The organism is Peribacillus muralis (assembly GCF_001645685.2).
Taxonomy (GTDB): Bacteria; Bacillota; Bacilli; order Bacillales; family DSM-1321; genus Peribacillus; species Peribacillus muralis_A.
Genome location: NZ_CP017080.1, coordinates 932,501 through 951,848, shown reverse-complemented (window position 1 = coordinate 951,848; position 19,348 = coordinate 932,501). Strand labels below are relative to the sequence as shown.

Below are 19,348 nucleotides of genomic sequence, written 5' to 3'. Positions count from 1 at the left end.
AGAGTTTCCGATAGCTTCATTTTTTATACATTAACATGGATTGGCATAGAAAAAATCCCCTGAAAAATTCAAGGGATTTTAAACAGCCATTATTTTTTCAACAATAAATACATGAAATAAGGAGCACCGATCAAGGCGACCATGATACCTGCCGGAATTCCCTCGGGTTCGACTATATTACGGCCTACCGTGTCGGCAAGCAACAGAAGCCACCCGCCGATTAGTATGGCTATGGGAATGAATAATTGATTTCGAGGTCCGACCAAGGACTTCGCTATATGTGGGGCCATAAGTCCGATGAAGGCTATTCCTCCCGTTACGGATACGGCGGCAGCTGCAAGTGCGACAGCTGTTATCAGCAAGACGATCCGTTCCTTTTCAATCGAAACCCCCACTCCGATAGCGACCGGTTCACTTAAACCAAGCAGATTCAAACGATTTGCTTTATATAAAGTGAACGGTATGAGTATGATCAGCCATGGAAGGACTGCCCAAATGAACGGCCAGTCCGCCCCCCAAATATTTCCTGCCAACCACTTTGCAATGAAATCCACTTTGGCTCGTTCCGCCGAGGAAATGAGGACGATCATCAAGCCGGAAAGGGCCATGGAAAAACCGACGCCGATCAAAACTAGCCGTACTGGTTCAAGACCAACCCTGCGTTTAAAGGAAAGAACATATATTATACAGGCGGTCAGCATCGCACCGATAAACCCGACAATCGGAACCATATAAACGAATGAACCTGCGTCGATCGGGAAAAACAGAAAGAAAACAGCAATGGCAACACCCGCTCCGGAGTTGATTCCGATAATCCCGGGGTCAGCCAAATCATTACGGGTAATCCCCTGTAAAATGGCTCCGGACAGCGCGAGCGCCATTCCCGCCAGGAGGGTGATGATGATCCGCGGCAACCTGACGGAAAATAATATGAACTCCTCTTTAAAGGTTCCTTGTCCGAAAAGCGTGGGTACCAGTCGCCCTATTGAAAGATTGGAATACCCTAAACACGTACCTATAATGACGGTTATGATGATGAGTGCGGTTAAGGCACCGATAAGCCAACGCTGTTTTTTGATTAAAGCTGAAGAGATCATGAAAATGCTTTCCCTCCTTTACGTACGATTAGGAGGAAGAAAGGTAAACCTATCAACGCAACAATCGCTACCACAGGTGTTTCATACGGAGAATTGATTGTACGGCCGATCGTATCGGCCAAGAGCATGAAAGCAGCCCCTAAAACCGCGGACATCGGCAGGATGAATCGATAATCCGTACCTACGATGGCCCGGACCATGTGGGGAATCATCAACCCAATGAAAACCATATTTCCGACTAAAGCAACCGCAGCACCGGCAAGCAAAATGACGACGACGAAAAGAACCGCCTTAATTTGCGCTGTCTTTTGACCTAACCCCACCGCCACTTCTTCACTGAGACTAAGAATCGTGAGTTGCCTGGAAAAGATGAAGGAAATCAAGATGCCTATTATTATGAATGGAACGATTACTCGAAGCTGTCCCCATGATGTCCCGATATTACCCCCGGCAGTCCACATCGAGACATCTTTTGATATCTTGAAGTAAATGCCGACTCCTTCCGATACGGCAAATAGGAAGGCCGAGACCGCTGCACCAGCTAACACGATCCTTATCGGAGAAAAGCCGCCCTTCTTCATCGCCGCAATGCCAAAAACCATGAGAGTCCCTACAGCGGCACCAATAAAGCATGCACCCATGATGCCAAAGTTATTGGCTGATGGAACGAATGCCAGTGTTATCGCCAGGGCTGCATTTGCTCCTGCCGTCAATCCTAGCAGTCCTGGATCGGCAAGCGGATTCCTCGTAATTCCTTGCATGATGGCTCCTGATACGGCAAGGGCCGAACCGACGAAGATCGCTCCCACTTCACGAGGAAGACGAATTTCCCTAATGATGGAAATCTTCTCGCCGGTAGCATTCGATGTCAAGGCTTTCCATACATCCTTAATGGTGGCATCGGCTGCACCAAATACCATCGCTATGATGAACATAGCGATAAAAGCAACGATCGCAATGATCAGTTTATATGTAAATGGGATGAAACGTTGATTCTCATTAGTCATCTGTCTCTCTCATCTCTTTTTTTATAGAATAAAAGGAGAGGAATCAGACTCCCTCTCCCTCGCTGTATCATTTTCCAAGAAAACTTTTTGAAAAGAAGTCTAATTGGTAATCTAATGTTATTGGATCATTGAAGTAGAATCTTTTTGCATCAGCTTCAAATAGTTTATTGTTTTTAACCGCAGGTATGTTTTTGAACGTATCAGTTTGTTGGAATGAGTTATCTTGATCTTTGTTGTTGCTCAAAATGACATAATCACCGGCATAGTCTTTCAGGACTTCCAATGATAAGGCAAAATAACCATCCTTCAATGCCGTTTCTTTTACCTTCTCAGGCATGCCCAATTTCATTTCCTGATAAAGGATTTCTGTTCCGCGGCCCCAATTATCGCCGTATACGTAGAACTGCTTGTCAAACTTTTCAAATACGGAAACGGTAGCATCTTCACCAATTTTGGCCTTGATTTCATCACCAGTGGTTTTTGCCCGTTTTTTGAAATCATCCACCCATGCTTGGGCTTCCTTTTCTTTATTCAAAAGCTTCCCGATTTCCACATGCTGTGTTAAATAGTCCACTTTTCCGTATGTATATGTTACGGTAGGAGCAATTTCCTTTAATTTATCGACATTTTTAATCGTGGATAAACCAATGATCAGATCCGGATTCAATTCGATGATTTTTTCCAGGTTTTCGTCCGTGACTTCCTCGACGTCATCCAGCTTGAAATTCGGGTTCATTTTAGACCAGGAATCTACCCCGACAAGGTTAACATCCAAAGCCAGCACGCTACCTGCGAAAGAAGATAGCACGACTACACGTTTAGGATTCGCAGGCACTTCGACAGGTCCATTTTCAGATTGGTACGTAATGGTTCCCGATTTTTCCTTTTTCGTATCCGAGCTTTTCTCTTTTTCCGTTGACTCATTGTTACCACAAGCACTAATAATTAACACTAACAGCAGTATAAACGGGATCAATATCTTTTTCATTTGGTGTTGAATCTCCTTTTAATAAATTGTACGTGCTGCACATTGGTTTGTTCGTTCGTTGATCTCGTCCGATTACCGCATCAATATGGAATACATCCCTAAGCACTTCATGCGTGATGACTTCCTCACAATCTCCCGCTTTCACGACTTCCCCGTCCTTCAAGGCGATGATATAGTCGGCAAAGCGCGCAGCTTGGTTCAAGTCATGAAGGACCATGACAATCGTACGTCCCTGTTCCACATTCAGCTTCTGTAAGAGCTCCAAAACCTCCAGTTGATGTGCCATGTCCAAATAGGTGGTCGGCTCATCAAGGAAGATGATTTCCGTTTCCTGAGCCAATGCCATCGCAATCCAGACACGCTGGCGCTGACCTCCCGAGAGAGCATCCACCGGGCGGAACTTGAATTCTTTCGTACCGGTCACTTCAAGTGCCCAGTCAATCACATCATAGTCTTTTTGGGTCAGCCGTCCGAATCCCTTTTGATAAGGAAAGCGGCCGTATGAGACGAGCTCGCCGACTGTCAATCCACTTGCACTTTCGGGTGTTTGCGGAAGTATGGCCATTTTTTTTGCAAGAATCTTGGTGCTTTCTTTGGAAATATTCACACCATCCAATACAACCGTCCCCGCTTGTTTGGGGATGATTCGGGTGATCGCTTTCAAAAGTGTGGATTTTCCACACCCATTTGAACCGATGATCGTTGTGATTTTTTTATCTGGAATTTCCACACTGAGATCTTTTACAATTAAACGTTCACCATACCCAATGTTCAATTCCTCTGTATATAGGCGAACCATTATTTCAACCTCCATTTACTGAAAAATAGGTAAGTAAAAATACAAGTGAAAATGATTATCATTATCCATTACTTAATTACTATAATTCTATCCAAATATATTGTCAATAGCATTTCATGGGTATTCAAGAAGAAAGTTTAAGAGGCTATATATACTGAAACTTTTTTTACCAATTAACCCACAAAAACAGAAAGATCCAGGAAAATTCCGGGATCTTTCTGGATTGAATCAAGCGATTTTCATATACATGGATCACTAACTTATTAAACAGGCAAGACTAACCAGTCCAGGACTTATTGATCACTTAATGTTTTTTGAATCCTTGCTTCTCCACGTAATCTTTCATATATAATCGGCTTTTCTTTTCAAGCATATCCGCCATCTGCCCTGTCCAGGTATCTTTACGCTTCCCTTTAGTCCTTTGATCGTAATAATCGGAAATCGTTTCGTTATAAGCTTCAAGCTGTTCGATGTACTCCTGCTTATCCTCTTGATAGCCATTTTCGTGATAGATATTGGACTTCGGCAAACGCGGCTTTTTATCAGATCTGTTCTTTGGATGGCCGACAACAAGTGCAAATAAAGGGATGATCCGATGCGGTATATTCAAAATCCGCGACACTGCTTGAAGATCATTACGGATGCCGCCGATATAGCAAATGCCAAGATCCATCGATTCGGCCGCCAATGCTGCATTTTGGGCAGCCAGGGCAGCATCGATGCAAGCAACCATGAATTTTTCGGTACTTTCGAGCGATTCAGTCACATCCGTCCCTTCCATCTCGGAAACGATATCCTGCCGATATAAATCGGCGCAAAAGACGAAAAGGTGTCCGTTCTTCTCGACATAAGATTGAGGTCCTGCAAGTTCAGCAAGCTTGGTCTTCTTTTCCGGATCGGTCACTCCGATGATGGAATACGCTTGAATATAACTGGATGTGGATGCAGCCTGGGCACACTCCACAATCGTCTGGATTTGCTCCTCCGTCAATGGCCTGTCCTCAAAAGAACGAATGGAACGATGATCCAGAATCTTCTCAATAATAGTATTCAATGCTACCACCCCTTTTATCAATATGTAAAAAAAACATCCACCATGGGAGTTACCATTCCCCGATGATGGATGGCGGTGACATTCAGCCTTTTGTTTTCAAATCCAATTCACGGTAATTTTGCTGCCTCAATGCTTCATAGACCAAGATGGCCGCTGTATTCGATAAATTCAGGGAACGTACTTTATCCGTCATTGGAATCCGCAGGCACCGGTCCATATTCTCATGGATCAGATCTTTCGGAAGCCCTGTCGTTTCCCGGCCAAAAATGAAGAATATTTCACTGTCCAGGTTACTGTAATCAAAGCTTGAGTGCGGCTGTTCCCCGAATTTCGTCAAATAATAAAATTCGCCGCCGGCATTTTTTTCAAAGAACTCTTCCAAAGAATCATAATAATGGATCTTCACATTCTCCCAATAATCCAGTCCCGCCCGTTTGAGCTGCTTGTCATCGGTCGAAAAACCAAGCGGGCGAATCAGATGTAAGGACGTATCCGTCCCTGCACAAGTTCTTGCGATATTGCCTGTATTTGCTGGAATCTGTGGTTGATATAAAACTACATGTATGGCCACTTCATTTTCACCTCTAGTTTAAACTTCGCCTTAATTATACCATTAAACAAAAAAGACTAAAAATCAATCAGCTTCCATCCAAAATCACAAAGAATTTATACACGATGTTCGGTGTATATCTAGTCGAGTCCTCATACGTCCAATACCTGTGGCGGCTGTTCATCGTATGGGCGTTAACAAGCGGCATGCCCTCCTGATCCTTCGCCGTCACGATCAAGTTATGATCGAACCGGCCGTCCCCTTCGAAATCGATGCAAAGGATATCACCCAAATTCAGTTCCTGCGCCGACCCCACTTGCTTCGTCCTGATGCCATTACCCGCTTTAAGCAGATGATATAAAGAATGTGCCGTCGTCCACGTGTAACTCCAGCTTTTTCCTCTGATCCACCAGCCCTTATTTTTGTTCGGGGTCCCCCACATCGGAATTCCTCCCGCATGTAAACATTGTGAAATGAAATTCGTGCAGTCGTCAGTGAATTTATAATACTCGGGGTTGAATTCATTCCACCAACGTTCTGCATATTGAACTGCTTTCATCCGCTCATACTTATAAGCAAGACGCTCTGCCCCAGCATCCCATGTTTGGGGCTCCGCTTCCGTTTCCAAATTCGGAACCAGTTCACGCTCATCGACTAGATACCCATTTCGAAACCTTGCCTCCCTTTCTTCCATTTCTTCTTCTATATAAAATGAATCCTCCTGTTTCAATAAATACTGCAGATGCACTTGATAAGTCAGCACTGTATCAGTGTCCTCCTTTTTGCTCGATTGAACCTTACCTGCAGCATTCACCCTGACAATTTCCGCCTCACGGGTCCTCATCAATTCCTTTTTCAGATGGGATTTCCGTTCACTCCGTTCCTGGTTATCGGAAGTATAAAACTCAATCCTTTCCTGTAAAAGGCGTTGCAATTGATCCCTCAAGTTCATGCCCTCCTTCTTACCGTCTATGATAATGTGTATGTATGAGGGCATGGACAAAACACAAATTCCTAATCGTTCAGCATTAAGGCAAAAAAAATGCCGCCCTAGGAGCAGGACGGCTTCATCATACATATCATTGCGTTTCCAAGGTAAACTGCAGGCCCTTCTCGATTTCCTCCAGAACCTCTTCATCCGTTTCCTTCATTCTTGCTTCTTCCAGCACGGAAACAGCCTCATGGCGGCCAATTTTCCCCACAGCCCATGCTGCCGTTCCACGTATGACTGGACGCGGATCTTCCTTCATGACCTTGACCAATAAGGGCAATGCCGTTACATCCTTGAAGTGTGCCAGTGCTAAAATCGCATTTCTTTGAATGGGTTTTTTACCACGCCAAGAACCAGATACATGTCCATAAGTCTCTTTGAAATCCCGATTTGAAATGGTAAGCAGCGGTTTCAACAGCGGCTTGGCCAATTCCGGGTCAGGCTCCATCTCTTCATGTAAATGAAAATCGATTCCTTTGTTTTTTGGACAGACAGTTTGGCAAGTGTCGCATCCATACAAACGATTGCCTATTTTCGTCCTGAATTCGTCCGGCAGGAACCCCTTCGTCTGTGTTAAAAAGGCAATGCAGCGCTTGGCATTAAGCTGTCCGCCCTGAACGAGCGCACCTGTTGGACAAACATCGACACATTTATTGCATGTCCCGCATTGATCCTCCATCGGTTGATCAGGCTCAAAGGGCAGATTGGTAATCAAGTCTCCTAGATAAACATAAGAGCCGAATTCCGGTGTGATGATCATGCTATTTTTTGCACTCCAGCCAACCCCTGCCCGCTCCGCCACTGCCCGATCGGATAATTCACCCGTATCAACCATCGACTTGGAAATCGCCCCTGGCGCTTTGTCCGTAATGAAATCCTCAAGTAACTGCAATTTTTTTCGAAGCACGGCATGATAATCCGTTCCCCAGGAAGCCCGGCAAAAAATCCCCCGCCGTTCACCTTTTTTGCTTTGCGGAGCATTTTTCAATTTCGAAGGATATGCCAATGCAATCGAAATGATGGATTGCGGCTTATCGAATATCAATTCCGGCCTGACCCTTTTTTCAATGTCCGGTTCCTCAAACCCGGACTGATAATTCAGCTCTTGTTGACGAATAAGCCGACTTCTCAACTCGGTAAAAGTCGTAGCCGATGCAAAACCGATTTTATCGATGCCGATCTTTTTACTATATATAATCACTTCTTGCTTGAATGTATTCATATCCATGATTATCACCTACGTTCATTTCAGTATTTCCGCCGAAGCTTGCATTCATTTCAAACCATTGCTATCTATGATAAACTAATTTCAATCATTTTTGGAGGTGAAACGCTTGGAAATTAACATATCCACTGATCTAAGCGATAAAATCCCTGGACTCAAAGTAGGGATCATCATTTATGACAACATCGAAGTAGGACCCTCGCCACAAATGGTGAAAGGGAGACTGCAATTATTTCAGGAGGCTCTCTTCTTCGACCTTGAAGAAAAGGAATTTACCGATTTTTCCGGCATTAAAGAGTGGCGAGCGATTTTCAAGGCGACGGGAGCCAACCCCTCACGTTATCGCCCTTCCGTGGAAGCCCTATACCGTCGCATTAAAAAACAGAATTATTTGGCGCCCATCCACTCCGCCACCGATTTAAATAACTTTTTTTCCCTTTTATATGAGGTTCCAATCGGTATTTATGATGCGGATAAATTAAAAGGTGAAATCGCGATTAAGCTTGGCAAGGATACCGATGGCTATGTCGGTTTGAACGGCCGCTTTAATTCATTGGAAAATATGATTGTTTCAGCCGACCACGACGGACCATTCGGCAGCCCCTACGTCGATTCAGAACGAACGAAAGTAACCGAAGAAACGAAAAGTGCGATCCAAATCATTTATTTACAAACGAAGACACCGGTCAAGGAAGCCCAGCAGCTTACCAAATCCTTGATGGACATGTTCCTTGAAATTCATGGTGGTGAAGGAACTTACTCAATTTTAGAAGGATAACCAAGATTCAACAGACATAACCCCTGCCGTTATCGGAAGGGGGTTTTTGGGTCACCATCACTGGAATCTATTCTTGCAGGGACAATAAAAAAATCCCACTGTAAACAGTAGAATTCCCATGAAATTATTTAAACGCAAAGCTTCGTTCTCCAGGTAACGAAACCCTACGTTATGAGTATGTATTGGAGCGGGTGAAGGGAATCGAACCCTCATCATCAGCTTGGAAGGCTGAGGTTTTACCACTAAACTACACCCGCATGTTTGTAGAACTTTGTCGAATCACCAACAAAATTAATTATATAGCGTAATGCGAACAAATGCAATAGTTCTTTTAAAAAATATTAAAATTAATGGTAGATTACGATACTATATTCATTGACTCTAGTAAAGATGATAAAAAGTCCCCTGAAACAGCGAACTTTTTTAACCATCTCCATTAAACTTAAGACCAAATCACTTCCATTAACCGCGGGTATACTTGTTGCGCCGTTTCAAGCAGCATGATTAATTTCCTGAATGCAAGGTCTGGGATGAACTCACCTTCAATCGAATATGAATAACGAATGGAGATGGTCCCTTTTTCTTCATACAGCTTTGAATACCTGAAGTTCGCATTATATTCATTTAACAAAGTATGTACATACTGTTTCTTATCCGGATTCTTCAACTCGGCGACATTGAAGCAAAATAAGTCGGCCACATTTTCATCTTGATTGAATGCAAATACTAGCAGGACCTTCCACCCATCCTTCAGCTTTTGCTCCGCTCTAAAAAAGGTCGTGCCATCTTCATTCAATTCATTCATGTAGATTTTCTCACTAGTTAAAAAATCACGAAACTTAGCAACGTTTGACATGCTTCATCACCTTTCTGTATATATGTACATTTTATACTGAAAATTGGCATTTTTACAGTCTTTTCTAATTTAAAGCCTGTTAAAGAAAACGGCCTTCTTTCGAACGGATATCGAAAGAAGGCCGTTTTGGCTTGCCTCATTGGAAATTTAAAGCTGAGCGAACATGGGCTCCGCGACTTTTACAAGCTGCTTACCGAGATTCGTACCTTTAAACAAACCTAGAAATGCGTCAGGTGTGTTTTCAAACCCTTCAATAATCGTTTCCTCATACTTCAGTTTTCCTTCTTGAAGCCATTTCCCTAGATCGGTCGCACCTTCTTTGAATCGCGAAGCATAATTTCCGACCGTGAAGCCCTTCATAGTAGCACTTGTTTTGATCATGGCCGATTGCAGACGAGGCCCTACATCTTTTCCTTCTGCATTATAAGAGGAGATGGCCCCGCATAAAGGGATCCTGGCATTTGTATTCAATAGCGTGAAAACGGCATCTGTCACGTCTCCGCCCACATTATCGAAATAAACATCGACTCCATCAGGAACTGCCTTTTTCAAATCATCCACAAAACTATCTTTTTTATAGTTAACGGCTCCATCGAAGCCCAGCTCTTTCGTTAAGTACTCTAGTTTTTCATCTGATCCAGCGATACCGACAACCTTTGCACCTTTAATCTTGGCAATTTGTCCAACAGCTGAACCAACGGCCCCTGCCGCTCCGGAAACCACGACTGTTTCACCTTCTTTTGGTTTACCGATATCCAGCAAACCGAAGTAAGCTGTCAACCCAGTCATACCAAGAATCCCCAAATGGGTTGTGACGGGAGCAACCTTTGGATCGATCACGCGAATTTCCTTTTCTGTGACGACTGTGTATTCCGCCCAATCGATATTGCCAACAACCACATCGCCCTTTTTGAAGGAATCCGATTTAGACTCTACCACTTCGGCCACAACCCCGCCAGTGATCGGCTTATTCAATTCAAATGGAGCAATATATGATTTGGTATCTTGCATTCTTCCCCGCATGTAGGGATCTACCGATAAGTATAGCGTCCGTACTAAAATCTCCTGACCGTTTGGTGTGGGAACTTCACTCTCCACAAATTTAAAATCTTCTTTCGTGGGCATACCTTTTGGACGGTTGGCCAGGGTGATTTTTTGTTGTTTGGATTGTGTCATCATTCGTTCCTCCTTGATTTATAAATACGTACTATCGAAAAATAAGCGTATCACTGATAAAGTTCCACAGTCAAAGGATATGACTTCCTAATGCTTCCATTCCACTTCATGTAAGCTCTTACTGTTTTTTTTTGGTCTTACGTCCATTTTGGGACAATATAGGGAATTCATCCGCAGCCCTTACCTTCGCTTTTAATATCTCTCACATGGTCCTTACTATTTTATTTTGCTGTGCCAGTAATACATACTAGTGATTCTGTATAGAAAATAGGCATCCACATTAGTTCATTTTCGATTAAGTCGCATAAAATAACCTTGACTTAATATAAATGGGAGGTTTAGAAATGAAAAATAACAACTCATGGCAGCCAGCAAGCTGGGGGCAATGCCCGCCACAAAATTGTCCACCGCAATATTGTCCGCCAAATGTCAGTCCTACTCAATATGACCCACCGCAGGTTTCACCAACGAAGCAGTACGTTAATACAAATGTCTCCAACACGGTAATACCTGTAATCCATCCATCGCATACGAAAACGGTGAACAAACATATCAACACGTATAAACATTATTTTCCGCATACTCAATCTGTAGTGAATGAGTGCTGTACGCAAAACCTCATTTGTGGAGTGCCGCATAATCCTTGCCCTCCACATCCTTGTCCCCCAAACTCTTGGCACTCTCCAATGCCCTATCGGTTCTGACCATTAAAAAGCCCCTATAAGGGGTTTTTTTAATTTCTCTTTATTCTTCCCATAATGAACGTCAGGATTTTACTGATAATCATGAGATTATGAAAGCCTCACCCCCTCATTCTCGCCAGCATTATGGCTATGTGCAACGTCTCCTCACCTGTTTCAGGCTCAATGAAAAATTTAAAAGGCTTCGGAAGGCAAACCATTCCGAAACCTTTTTATAATGCCCATTTAACAGCCTTACATTTCTGTTTGCGACTCTCCTTCTTTTTTTGTTCCCGGTTTTAGGGCAGAAGCCAACAAAACCGCAAGACCACCTATGCCTATTCCTACTAATACAGCTGTAGGATGATTCCAGCTTAGCCCTTTGTCAAAGAAAAATAACTCACGCAATCCATCAACAAGGAATCGCATCGGTAGCCAGGAATAGACCCAATTATTGTAAAAAGAAGACATTAGTTCTGGGGCCATCGACAATAACGGCGCTCCAAAGAATAAGATAATGACGAACAGGGGCAATCCCTTCATTCCCAACCAAGACAAAGCAGCCGAAATCATTAAGAAGAAGCTGAAATAAGCAATGGATAGGAACCAAGCGATGCTAGTGAAATCGGGAATATGCATCCCGACTGCATCAGCCATCCACGTCAATCCAAAGCCTACCAAAATGGCGATCACAGCCCCTATAAGCACCTGTACCGATTGATTGGCGAATTTTTCTCTCCGGCTTGCAAAGGGAAGTTTATTGAGCATTATCGTAAGAAAAGCGGCACCAGCTATGCATGCCATCCAAAGCGGCTGGAATAGCGACACAGGAGCATTCCCATTGGCGCTATGTGTCCCCGTTTCATTTACATTGGTTACATTTTTCGTAATCGGTGATGCCAATGCAGCAGCTTGCTTAGTCGTTATCATACCACCTTGTTTTTCAAGTCCTGTCAGTAGCTGGTTACGGATAGTCGTATTCATATTGTCTACGATTCCATTTAGCATTTGTCCCGCAAGAGTAGATGCCATCGTGTTCATACCTTGGTTCACGAAAATTTGAACTTCAGGTGATGAAGGCTTTGGAGTCTGAAGGGATGCCTGCTTTTGACTGAAGTCTTTTGGAATGACCAAGGCCGCGTAATATTTCCGCTCGTCTAAACCTTGCTTAACTTCTTTATAGCTTTTTACGGTAACCCAATCCACAATGGGTTCTTCACCTGATTTAGGTTCAGCTGAAGTTTTGATCATCTCAGCCATCTTCCCACCCATATTTACCTTTGTTTGATTAGGCAGTGTCACTCCTTGATCTTCATTGACAAAAGCAATGGGCAGGTTTTTTGGCGTTGGATTCACGGACGGAATCAATGTAAGGCTAAATATAAGAACGACTGCCAATGCAATTATCGGTGCTAAAAACACCATTTTATTTTTTACCATTTTCATCAATCTATCTCCTTTTTCCTTTTCTTTAACATCCAGCACTCCAGGCTTAATAAGAAATGCACACAGTGTTGTTTTATTATCACTATGTAAATTATAATTAAATAAGTGATTTACGCAATAAACAATATGGAAGGTTACGTCCATTACTTAACACAAAGTCATGTATTGTTCATTATTATTAAAAAAAGAAAGAAAGAAAGTTGGTCGATTGCCCATGACTGATCAAAAAACGGATAGACGCATAATCCGGACTAAAAGAATGATACGAGACGCCCTCACACATTTAATGGAAGAAAAGGGATTTGAACGAATTACGGTCAGAGATTTAACGGAAAAGGCTGATATTAATCGAGGAACTTTTTATTTACATTATCAGGATAAATACGATTTATTGAAAAAGAGTGAAGAAGAGATCATTAAGGAAATGAAAGAATTCTTCAAAGAATTGAAACCAAAAATGCTTGTTGATTCTCAATTACTAAACGAACCGATACCTTTAGTGAAGTTATTTGAGTATATAGAAGAAAATGCCCAATTCATGAAATTAATACTAGGACCAAAAGGAGATCCTGCTTTTCAAGTGAGAATAAAACAATTTATGAGAACCAACTTTCTTGAAAAAGCGATGAAAAACCTGAACCATGAGCCACTCTTAGTTCCAATTGAGCACCTGATGGCATATGTCACTTCTGCCCATCTCGGTGTCATTCAATACTGGTTGGAAAACGGCATGCAGCAGCCTCCTCAAGAAATGGCTTCAACTTTAATAAAGATATCGTACTTTGGTCCTGTATATGTGGCTGGTCTTAAGGAGGAATTAAAACCTCAGATTGACGGGGACAGTGACGAAGCAACTTAACCAGATTAATCGTCTGAATTCAATCAAACAAAAGAGCGTGTTTCAATAGCCACTAAAACACGCTCTCAATAATAATGTATGAAAGGCTGGCACATCGCACTCACGACATTGAAACGTCAAACCCCTGAGTTTAAATTCGGTTCACCCTTATCTCCAACTCGTCAGCTCCACGAATGACTTTGTCATTCAATAACGGATTAACCTTAGTACACTTTCATATATTTGAACCTACCTTCCAATATGCCTTTTTTTCATTAAATGTCCAACCCCATTCGGTTTTGTCTATAACTTCATGTTCATTCAACTTTTAGTCGATTTCTCCAGTAATAAAAAATTGACTTCCATTCATCACGAACCTAATATGGTTAAGTCAGCTTTACGGGAGGTGGTCAATGATGAACGTTCAAACCCTTTTGCAAATGAATACGATATTTATCAGCATCTTAATAGAATCCCTTCCCTTCATCCTTTTGGGGGTCCTTATTTCTGGAATCATCCAAATTTTTGTGTCGGAAGAGATGATTGCAAGGATCATACCGAAGAATCCGATTTTATCTGTCTTATCCGCAATAGGAGCAGGAATTTTCTTTCTTGCATGCGAGTGTGGGATCGTCCCGATCACCCGCCGCTTGATCGCTAAAGGCGTTCCACTTTCAGCGGCGATAGCCTTTATGCTCTCTGCACCTATATTGAATCCTATTGTTCTTTTTTCAACTTATATTGCATTTGGGAATGATTGGAGCATGGTTCTCTATCGTGGCGGCATTGCACTTTTGGTCGTCATACTGATTTCTGTCATCATTTCTTTCCAATTCAAGACCAATCAGCTTAAACTTGAACACATCGCGCATACACATCAGCATTCCCTTACAGCTAAAGGCAAGATAACAGGGATGTTCAAGCATTCAATCGAAGAGTTTTTCTCTGTAGGAAAGTATTTAATCATCGGTGCACTCCTGGCCGCTGCCATTCAGACCTTTTTGAAAACATCCGTTTTGCTTGAAATTGGACACGGAAACCTCTCAGGGAATGTGGTCATGATGGCTTTGTCTTATGTCATGTCACTATGTTCTCAAGCGGATGCCTTTGTGGCAAGTTCCTTTAGAAGCACCTTCTCCCCTTCTTCACTGGTTGCTTTCCTAGTATTTGGGGCCATGTTTGATATTAAAAATACAATCATGCTGTTAGGTACATTCAAAACGAAATTCGTATTATGTTTGATGGCTTATATCTTCATCGCCGTACTTGGTTTAACTTTATTGTTTATTTCTTAAAGAGGGTGTTTTTATATGGGAAGATTATTCATTTTACTTGGACTGACTTTTTTATTCATGCACTTACACGCCTCAGGGAATATATCAAAATACATTAATATGGAGTACTCTTATGTTTCGCAGATCGCCATCTATATACTGGCCATTTTCACGTTAATGGGAGCCTACTTATATTTCAAAGAAGAGGATCAGGAGGAGTGTGATGATTGCCATTGCGGCCATGACCACTCCAGAGATAACAAGAAATGGAAAAAGCCAGTTACGTATATACTCTTTTCATTACCTATCTTCACTGGTCTCTTTTTGCCTGTTGCCACAATGGATTCCAATATCGTAGAAAAAAAAGGATTCCATTTTCCGGTGTACGATGATTCGGATGAATATAGCCAGCATCAATTCCTGCAGCCGGACACTAGCCTTTATTACGGCAAGGATGACTATTTAACTTTAATGGATCAATCGCTCAAAAGCCTAGGTAAACACGATAGCCTTCAGTTGACCGATAAAAACTACCTTACTGATTTGGAAGCTATCTATTACTCTCCAGGAAAGTTCACCGGTAAAAAAATTACGATGACAGGATTTTCGTACCATTCAGCCGATTTGGCTAAAAACCAGATTTTCCTGTTTCGTTTTGGAGTCATTCATTGTGTCGCTGACTCCGGAGTATTCGGCATGCTAATCGAATTTCCTGAAGGGAAGCATCCTAAAAATGATGAGTGGTATTCCGTGACAGGTGAGGTGGAAACTATGTATTATCAGCCATTCAAGAAAACCATACCAGTACTCAAGGTTTCATCCAAAAGCAAAATGGCTGAACCTGATGACCCCTATGTGTATAGACAATACTAAAACCAAAAAAACTGGAGGCAAACCCAATTCGAGTTGCCTCCAGTTTTTTTGGTTTTTGCGATGACATTCGCCCGGAACGTCATTTGTTTTATACAGGAGTGCCGCCTATGCCTATGAAGCCTTTTCTTTGGCGGACCTTCCTGATCAAGGTCCTGTCGCATTTAACGCTCACGTTATTTCTTTTCAAGCTCATCAAGCCATTTCTTTGTGGTCATGGCCATTTCCCGTTGTTGTTCGCTTGCGGAGATTTTGGCTTCTTTATCCCCTTTTTGTTTACCGTACATTCCAAATTGGGCATGATTTCCCCCTTTGATTTCATGCATGGTCGTTTCTTTTGATAGCAAGTGCTTAGTTCCTTTAATTTTTTCTACAGTTGACAGTCCATCGTATTCAGCGTACAAGGAAAGGATCGGCATATCTGTTTCGGCAAAGTCACTTGAGTTACTTGGGTAAGATCCAAGGAAGATAATCCCTTCCACCTCATCCTGATGCTTATAAGCGTAAGAGGCGGCCGCCACGCCCCCTAAGGAATGACCTCCGATATACCAATGTTTCATTTGCGGGAATAGCTTTTTAGCATCTGCTGCCTTGTTCATATCCAATAGGGCAAAATGAAAGGCAACGTCCGCAACCATGACCGTGTACCCTTCCGCTGCCAATTGCTTTGCATAATATGCATAGGCTTCAGGCTCAACTTTGGCTCCGGGATATAAGATGATCCCGGTCCCATTGCTTTTGTCAGGTTCAACGGTGACAAAGCCGTCTTGAGCCTTCCATTCCTTCTCGTTGACTAAAGCATGCAACTGCTCGGTTGGTTTATAGGTTTGCTCAGACCAAATATAGAACCCGCCAAAAGCAATCAATACGACAGCTATCACACTTATAAAACCATATTTTAGTATTTTCTTCATCATCGACCTCACCTTAACCATTCATTTCAACTATATTCTAATCATACCCTTCAGTGAGTAAAAATCAAGGAAGTCATGAGCCGATCGTGACCGATGGGAATATTCAACAGGAAATTGGTTATATTAACCTCAAAAGAAAACAAGGGGAAAAACCATGAAGAGTATGGAAAATTTATCGGATTCCCTAAAAGCCAATATCGCTACCATAAAGCAATCCTTCCAACTGAATAAGGAATTGATCATCCGAATGATTTCCCCACCGTTATTAGAGGTGAAGAAGGAAATTTGCATGATTTATTTAGAAACCATCGCTGATAAGGCTGCCATTCAGGAGCATATTTTGCGTCCATTGCTACAAATGAACGAAATGTCTGCTGTTCATCCAATCCATGATATTACCAATACGATTGAAATAGCCAATATCCAGGTCATTTATGCGATGAATGACCTCATCAGTCACCTGACGAACGGAAAGACGATCGTACTGATTGACGGATTCAATCAATGCCTTTCCGCTGATACAGAAGACTGGAAGGACAGAGCGTTTACTTTTCCCCAGTCCCAGCGCGTATTGAAAGGGCCACAAATCGGTTTTACGGAACTTGCTAAAAATAATATTTCACTAATAAAGAGATGCCTTAAAAATGAAAACTTAGTGATCGAAGAACAAACGATTGGAGAGGAAACGAATACAAGTATTTCCCTTATGTATCTAGCAGATAAGGTCGATCATGAAATATTGGAAACCCTCAGGGACAGATTGCACTCGATCGAGCTTTCATCCATCTTGGATTCTTCCTATATAGAAGAAAGCATCAGCGGCGATCAGATAACATCCTTTCCCTTGGTATTCACCACGGAGCGTCCGGATGTTACCTCTGGTCATGTATTGGAGGGGAAGATTGCGATAGTTTGTGACGGATCTCCAAACGTCCTGATCGTTCCTGCTCTATTCATTCAATTCTTGCAATCACCTGAAGACTATTATGAAAAATCATTGTTCGAAATGACCCGATTGATAAGGATTTTTTCTTTCATCGTATCCATTTATTTAATCCCATTTTACATTGCCTTTACCTTGTTCCACCAGGAATTGATCCCAAGTGAACTATTGATTAATTTGGCAGCCCAGCGCCAAATCGTTCCTTTACCTGTAGTACTGGAAGTGATCGTGTTCATGTTATTATTTCAAGTGGTTTTAGAGAGTTCGATACGATTGCCCACTGGAATCACGTTAGCATTTTCCATCATCGGAACATTAATATTAGGTCAATCCGCTGCTGATGCAGGATTGGTCCAGCTTGCTTCATTAGTCGTCGTTTCAGCTACGTATGTATTGAATTTCGCCGTACCGATACACCCCTTTGCCAATAGCGTTAAAATGATCCGGTTTATTTTCGTGTTTTTAGCAAGTATATTCGGCATTTATGGAATCATGCTCGGCACATTTGTCCTGGTTAATCATTTATGCAGTTTAAAAAGCTTCGGGGTCCCCTACCTATCCCCCATCGCTCCCGTAAAAACAGTCGATTTAAAGGACACATTCGTTCGGCTTCCATTAAAAAAAATTATCGGCACAACAAAAAAATACAGCAAAGATGACCTGAACAATAATCAAAAAAATGAGGGAAATGAATGAAATACCTCTATATAATTTTTATCATTTTATCCGTTGCATCCATTTTCTTCTCTCAAGAGGATAAGCATGAATTGAACCAAACGTCCTTTTCATTTGCACTTGGAATTGACTATGAAAAGGAAGGCTACGTCGTCTCCTTGCAACTTATCAATCCAGGAGAGATTTCCGGTGAAAAGCTATTGAACAACTCCCCTTACATCGTGTATAAGGCCAGAGGAAAAACGATAGATACGGCATTGGAAAAGATATCGATGAATACATCGAGGTACCTGGACTTAAAACAAGAGCAAATCATTGTGTTGGGGGAAGAATTGGCACGGAAGGGCAAAACGAAAGAAATCGTTGAATATATCCTGCATTCTCCCGATATTCCAGCTAATGCATTAATCATTACCACTAAAGGAAACAAAGCAAGTGAGTTATTGGAAATATTTTCACCTGTTGAAGGCTATTCTGCCCTTGAGATTACGAATACATTGAATAAATTGGGAAGACATGCCTTAAACAATGCGAGCGAAATAAAAGTGGACTTATTGGAGGACGGCAAAGATATTTCATTACCTTATATCGAATTGAAAGGCGATCTTCAAAAAGGAAGGAAACGTGGCAATCTCAATACAACAAACCCTGCCCACATTGTATTTGGCGGGTTTGGATTATTTAAGAATGAGAACCTGAAAAAATTCCTGGATTACCGGGATTCTTTATTTCTTCAATTACTTAACGGAAAATCTTCAGGATTCATAATCGAATCCACCTGTCCAGAAGGTTCAAAAAAATTCGCCTTCAAATTATTCAATGGTCATGTCAAGAAGAAAGAATACAAGAGGGTCGAAAATAATTACATTTTTCAATACACCCTTAATCTAACAGGAGACATACGTCAGTACAACTGCCATGGAAACCTGAAAGAGCCTGAAACGATCAGCCAGCTAGAAATGCAAATCAATAAAACGATACAGAGCAAGGAAAACAAGATCCTTTCCATTGCCCAAAGCTATGGACTAGATCCATTTGGATTAGGTCATTCCATAGAAAATAATGAGCCCAAGTTATGGAATAACCTGAAAGAAGAGTGGGCAACAAGCATCAAGAATGCCCAATTGGAGGTCCATTCTAATATCACCATACAGAATGTAGGAAATTACAAGTCAAGAGGTGACTAA

Annotated in this window: 18 protein-coding genes, 1 tRNA gene and 1 pseudogene; 7 read left to right on the top strand and 13 right to left on the bottom strand. The window is 42.1% G+C overall.

Going from position 1 to position 19,348, the window contains the following annotated elements; translation table 11 throughout:
- Positions 1-89: 89 nt before the first annotated feature.
- The 8 genes from ABE28_RS04585 to queG form a co-directional block, all read right to left on the bottom strand.
- Positions 90-1,097: a FecCD family ABC transporter permease gene (locus ABE28_RS04585; RefSeq protein WP_064466845.1), complete on the bottom strand. Its 1,008-nt coding sequence runs from the start codon at positions 1,095-1,097 to the stop codon at positions 90-92.
- Positions 1,094-2,104 carry a FecCD family ABC transporter permease gene (locus tag ABE28_RS04580; protein ID WP_064466846.1) on the bottom strand — a complete coding sequence of 337 codons (1,011 nt, stop codon included), beginning with the start codon at positions 2,102-2,104 and terminating at the stop codon, positions 1,094-1,096. Before ABE28_RS04580 ends, ABE28_RS04585 begins: the two co-directional genes overlap by 4 nt.
- Positions 2,105-2,171: 67 nt before the next feature.
- A complete protein-coding gene (locus ABE28_RS04575) occupies positions 2,172-3,092 on the bottom strand; it encodes an iron-hydroxamate ABC transporter substrate-binding protein (protein WP_064466847.1) in 921 nt (306 codons plus the stop codon).
- A complete protein-coding gene (locus ABE28_RS04570) occupies positions 3,043-3,891 on the bottom strand; it encodes an ABC transporter ATP-binding protein (protein ID WP_064466848.1) in 849 nt (282 codons plus the stop codon). Before ABE28_RS04570 ends, ABE28_RS04575 begins: the two co-directional genes overlap by 50 nt.
- Positions 3,892-4,195: 304 nt before the next feature.
- Complete coding sequence (gene nfsA, locus ABE28_RS04565; RefSeq protein WP_064466849.1) at positions 4,196-4,945, bottom strand: oxygen-insensitive NADPH nitroreductase; 750 nt, start codon at positions 4,943-4,945, stop codon at positions 4,196-4,198.
- An 82-nt stretch (positions 4,946-5,027) separates the two neighbouring features.
- Positions 5,028-5,516 (bottom strand): tRNA (uridine(34)/cytosine(34)/5-carboxymethylaminomethyluridine(34)-2'-O)-methyltransferase TrmL, encoded by a 489-nt coding sequence (gene trmL, locus ABE28_RS04560; protein ID WP_064466850.1) that lies wholly within the window; start codon positions 5,514-5,516, stop codon positions 5,028-5,030.
- 67 nt (positions 5,517-5,583) lie between these two features.
- Positions 5,584-6,441, bottom strand: a complete 858-nt coding sequence (locus ABE28_RS04555) for an amidase domain-containing protein (RefSeq protein ID WP_064466851.1) — start codon at positions 6,439-6,441, stop codon at positions 5,584-5,586.
- 133 nt (positions 6,442-6,574) lie between these two features.
- Positions 6,575-7,714 (bottom strand): tRNA epoxyqueuosine(34) reductase QueG, encoded by a 1,140-nt coding sequence (queG, locus tag ABE28_RS04550; RefSeq protein ID WP_064466852.1) that lies wholly within the window; start codon positions 7,712-7,714, stop codon positions 6,575-6,577.
- Between the two features lie 106 nt (positions 7,715-7,820).
- Between queG and ABE28_RS04545 the strand changes: the two genes are divergently transcribed.
- Positions 7,821-8,489, top strand: coding sequence for a B3/B4 domain-containing protein (locus tag ABE28_RS04545; protein WP_064466853.1), 669 nt, complete (start codon positions 7,821-7,823; stop codon positions 8,487-8,489).
- Between the two features lie 183 nt (positions 8,490-8,672).
- On the opposite strand, the gene ABE28_RS04540 is transcribed toward ABE28_RS04545, so the two are convergent.
- The 3 genes from ABE28_RS04540 to ABE28_RS04530 all read right to left on the bottom strand — a co-directional run bounded on the left by ABE28_RS04540 (position 8,673) and on the right by ABE28_RS04530 (position 10,521).
- Positions 8,673-8,746: transfer RNA gene (locus ABE28_RS04540), tRNA-Gly, on the bottom strand.
- Positions 8,747-8,931: 185 nt separating this feature from the next.
- On the bottom strand, positions 8,932-9,345 hold the full coding sequence (locus ABE28_RS04535) for a YbjN domain-containing protein (protein ID WP_064466854.1): 414 nt from the start codon (positions 9,343-9,345) through the stop codon (positions 8,932-8,934).
- A 147-nt stretch (positions 9,346-9,492) separates the two neighbouring features.
- Entirely contained in the window at positions 9,493-10,521 is a 1,029-nt protein-coding gene (locus tag ABE28_RS04530) for an NADP-dependent oxidoreductase (protein ID WP_064466855.1), read from the bottom strand.
- Positions 10,522-10,850: 329 nt separating this feature from the next.
- Between ABE28_RS04530 and ABE28_RS24360 the strand changes: the two are divergent.
- Positions 10,851-11,102: pseudogene (locus ABE28_RS24360) on the top strand (CotD family spore coat protein); the annotation flags it as partial.
- A gap of 354 nt (positions 11,103-11,456) precedes the next feature.
- Here the strand turns inward: ABE28_RS24360 and ABE28_RS04525 are convergent.
- Positions 11,457-12,641 carry a YhgE/Pip domain-containing protein gene (locus ABE28_RS04525; protein ID WP_064466939.1) on the bottom strand — a complete coding sequence of 395 codons (1,185 nt, stop codon included), beginning with the start codon at positions 12,639-12,641 and terminating at the stop codon, positions 11,457-11,459.
- Positions 12,642-12,861: 220 nt separating this feature from the next.
- Between ABE28_RS04525 and ABE28_RS04520 the strand changes: the two genes are divergently transcribed.
- From ABE28_RS04520 to ABE28_RS04510, 3 genes are all read left to right on the top strand, one after another.
- Entirely contained in the window at positions 12,862-13,506 is a 645-nt protein-coding gene (locus ABE28_RS04520; protein ID WP_064466940.1) for a TetR/AcrR family transcriptional regulator, read from the top strand.
- Between the two features lie 395 nt (positions 13,507-13,901).
- A complete protein-coding gene (locus ABE28_RS04515; protein ID WP_064466941.1) occupies positions 13,902-14,780 on the top strand; it encodes a permease in 879 nt (292 codons plus the stop codon).
- Positions 14,781-14,795: 15 nt separating this feature from the next.
- Positions 14,796-15,632 (top strand): TIGR03943 family putative permease subunit, encoded by an 837-nt coding sequence (locus tag ABE28_RS04510; protein WP_064466856.1) that lies wholly within the window; start codon positions 14,796-14,798, stop codon positions 15,630-15,632.
- A gap of 173 nt (positions 15,633-15,805) precedes the next feature.
- Here ABE28_RS04510 and ABE28_RS04505 read toward each other — a convergent pair whose 3' ends face one another.
- Positions 15,806-16,546: an alpha/beta fold hydrolase gene (locus ABE28_RS04505; protein WP_306807327.1), complete on the bottom strand. Its 741-nt coding sequence runs from the start codon at positions 16,544-16,546 to the stop codon at positions 15,806-15,808.
- A gap of 151 nt (positions 16,547-16,697) precedes the next feature.
- Between ABE28_RS04505 and ABE28_RS04500 the strand changes: the two genes are divergently transcribed.
- Together ABE28_RS04500 and ABE28_RS04495 are read left to right on the top strand one after the other, a co-directional pair.
- Positions 16,698-18,182, top strand: a complete 1,485-nt coding sequence (locus ABE28_RS04500; RefSeq protein ID WP_064466858.1) for a spore germination protein — start codon at positions 16,698-16,700, stop codon at positions 18,180-18,182.
- Positions 18,179-19,348, top strand: coding sequence for a Ger(x)C family spore germination protein (locus ABE28_RS04495; protein ID WP_064466859.1), 1,170 nt, complete (start codon positions 18,179-18,181; stop codon positions 19,346-19,348). The genes ABE28_RS04500 and ABE28_RS04495 overlap by 4 nt, the downstream gene beginning before the upstream one ends.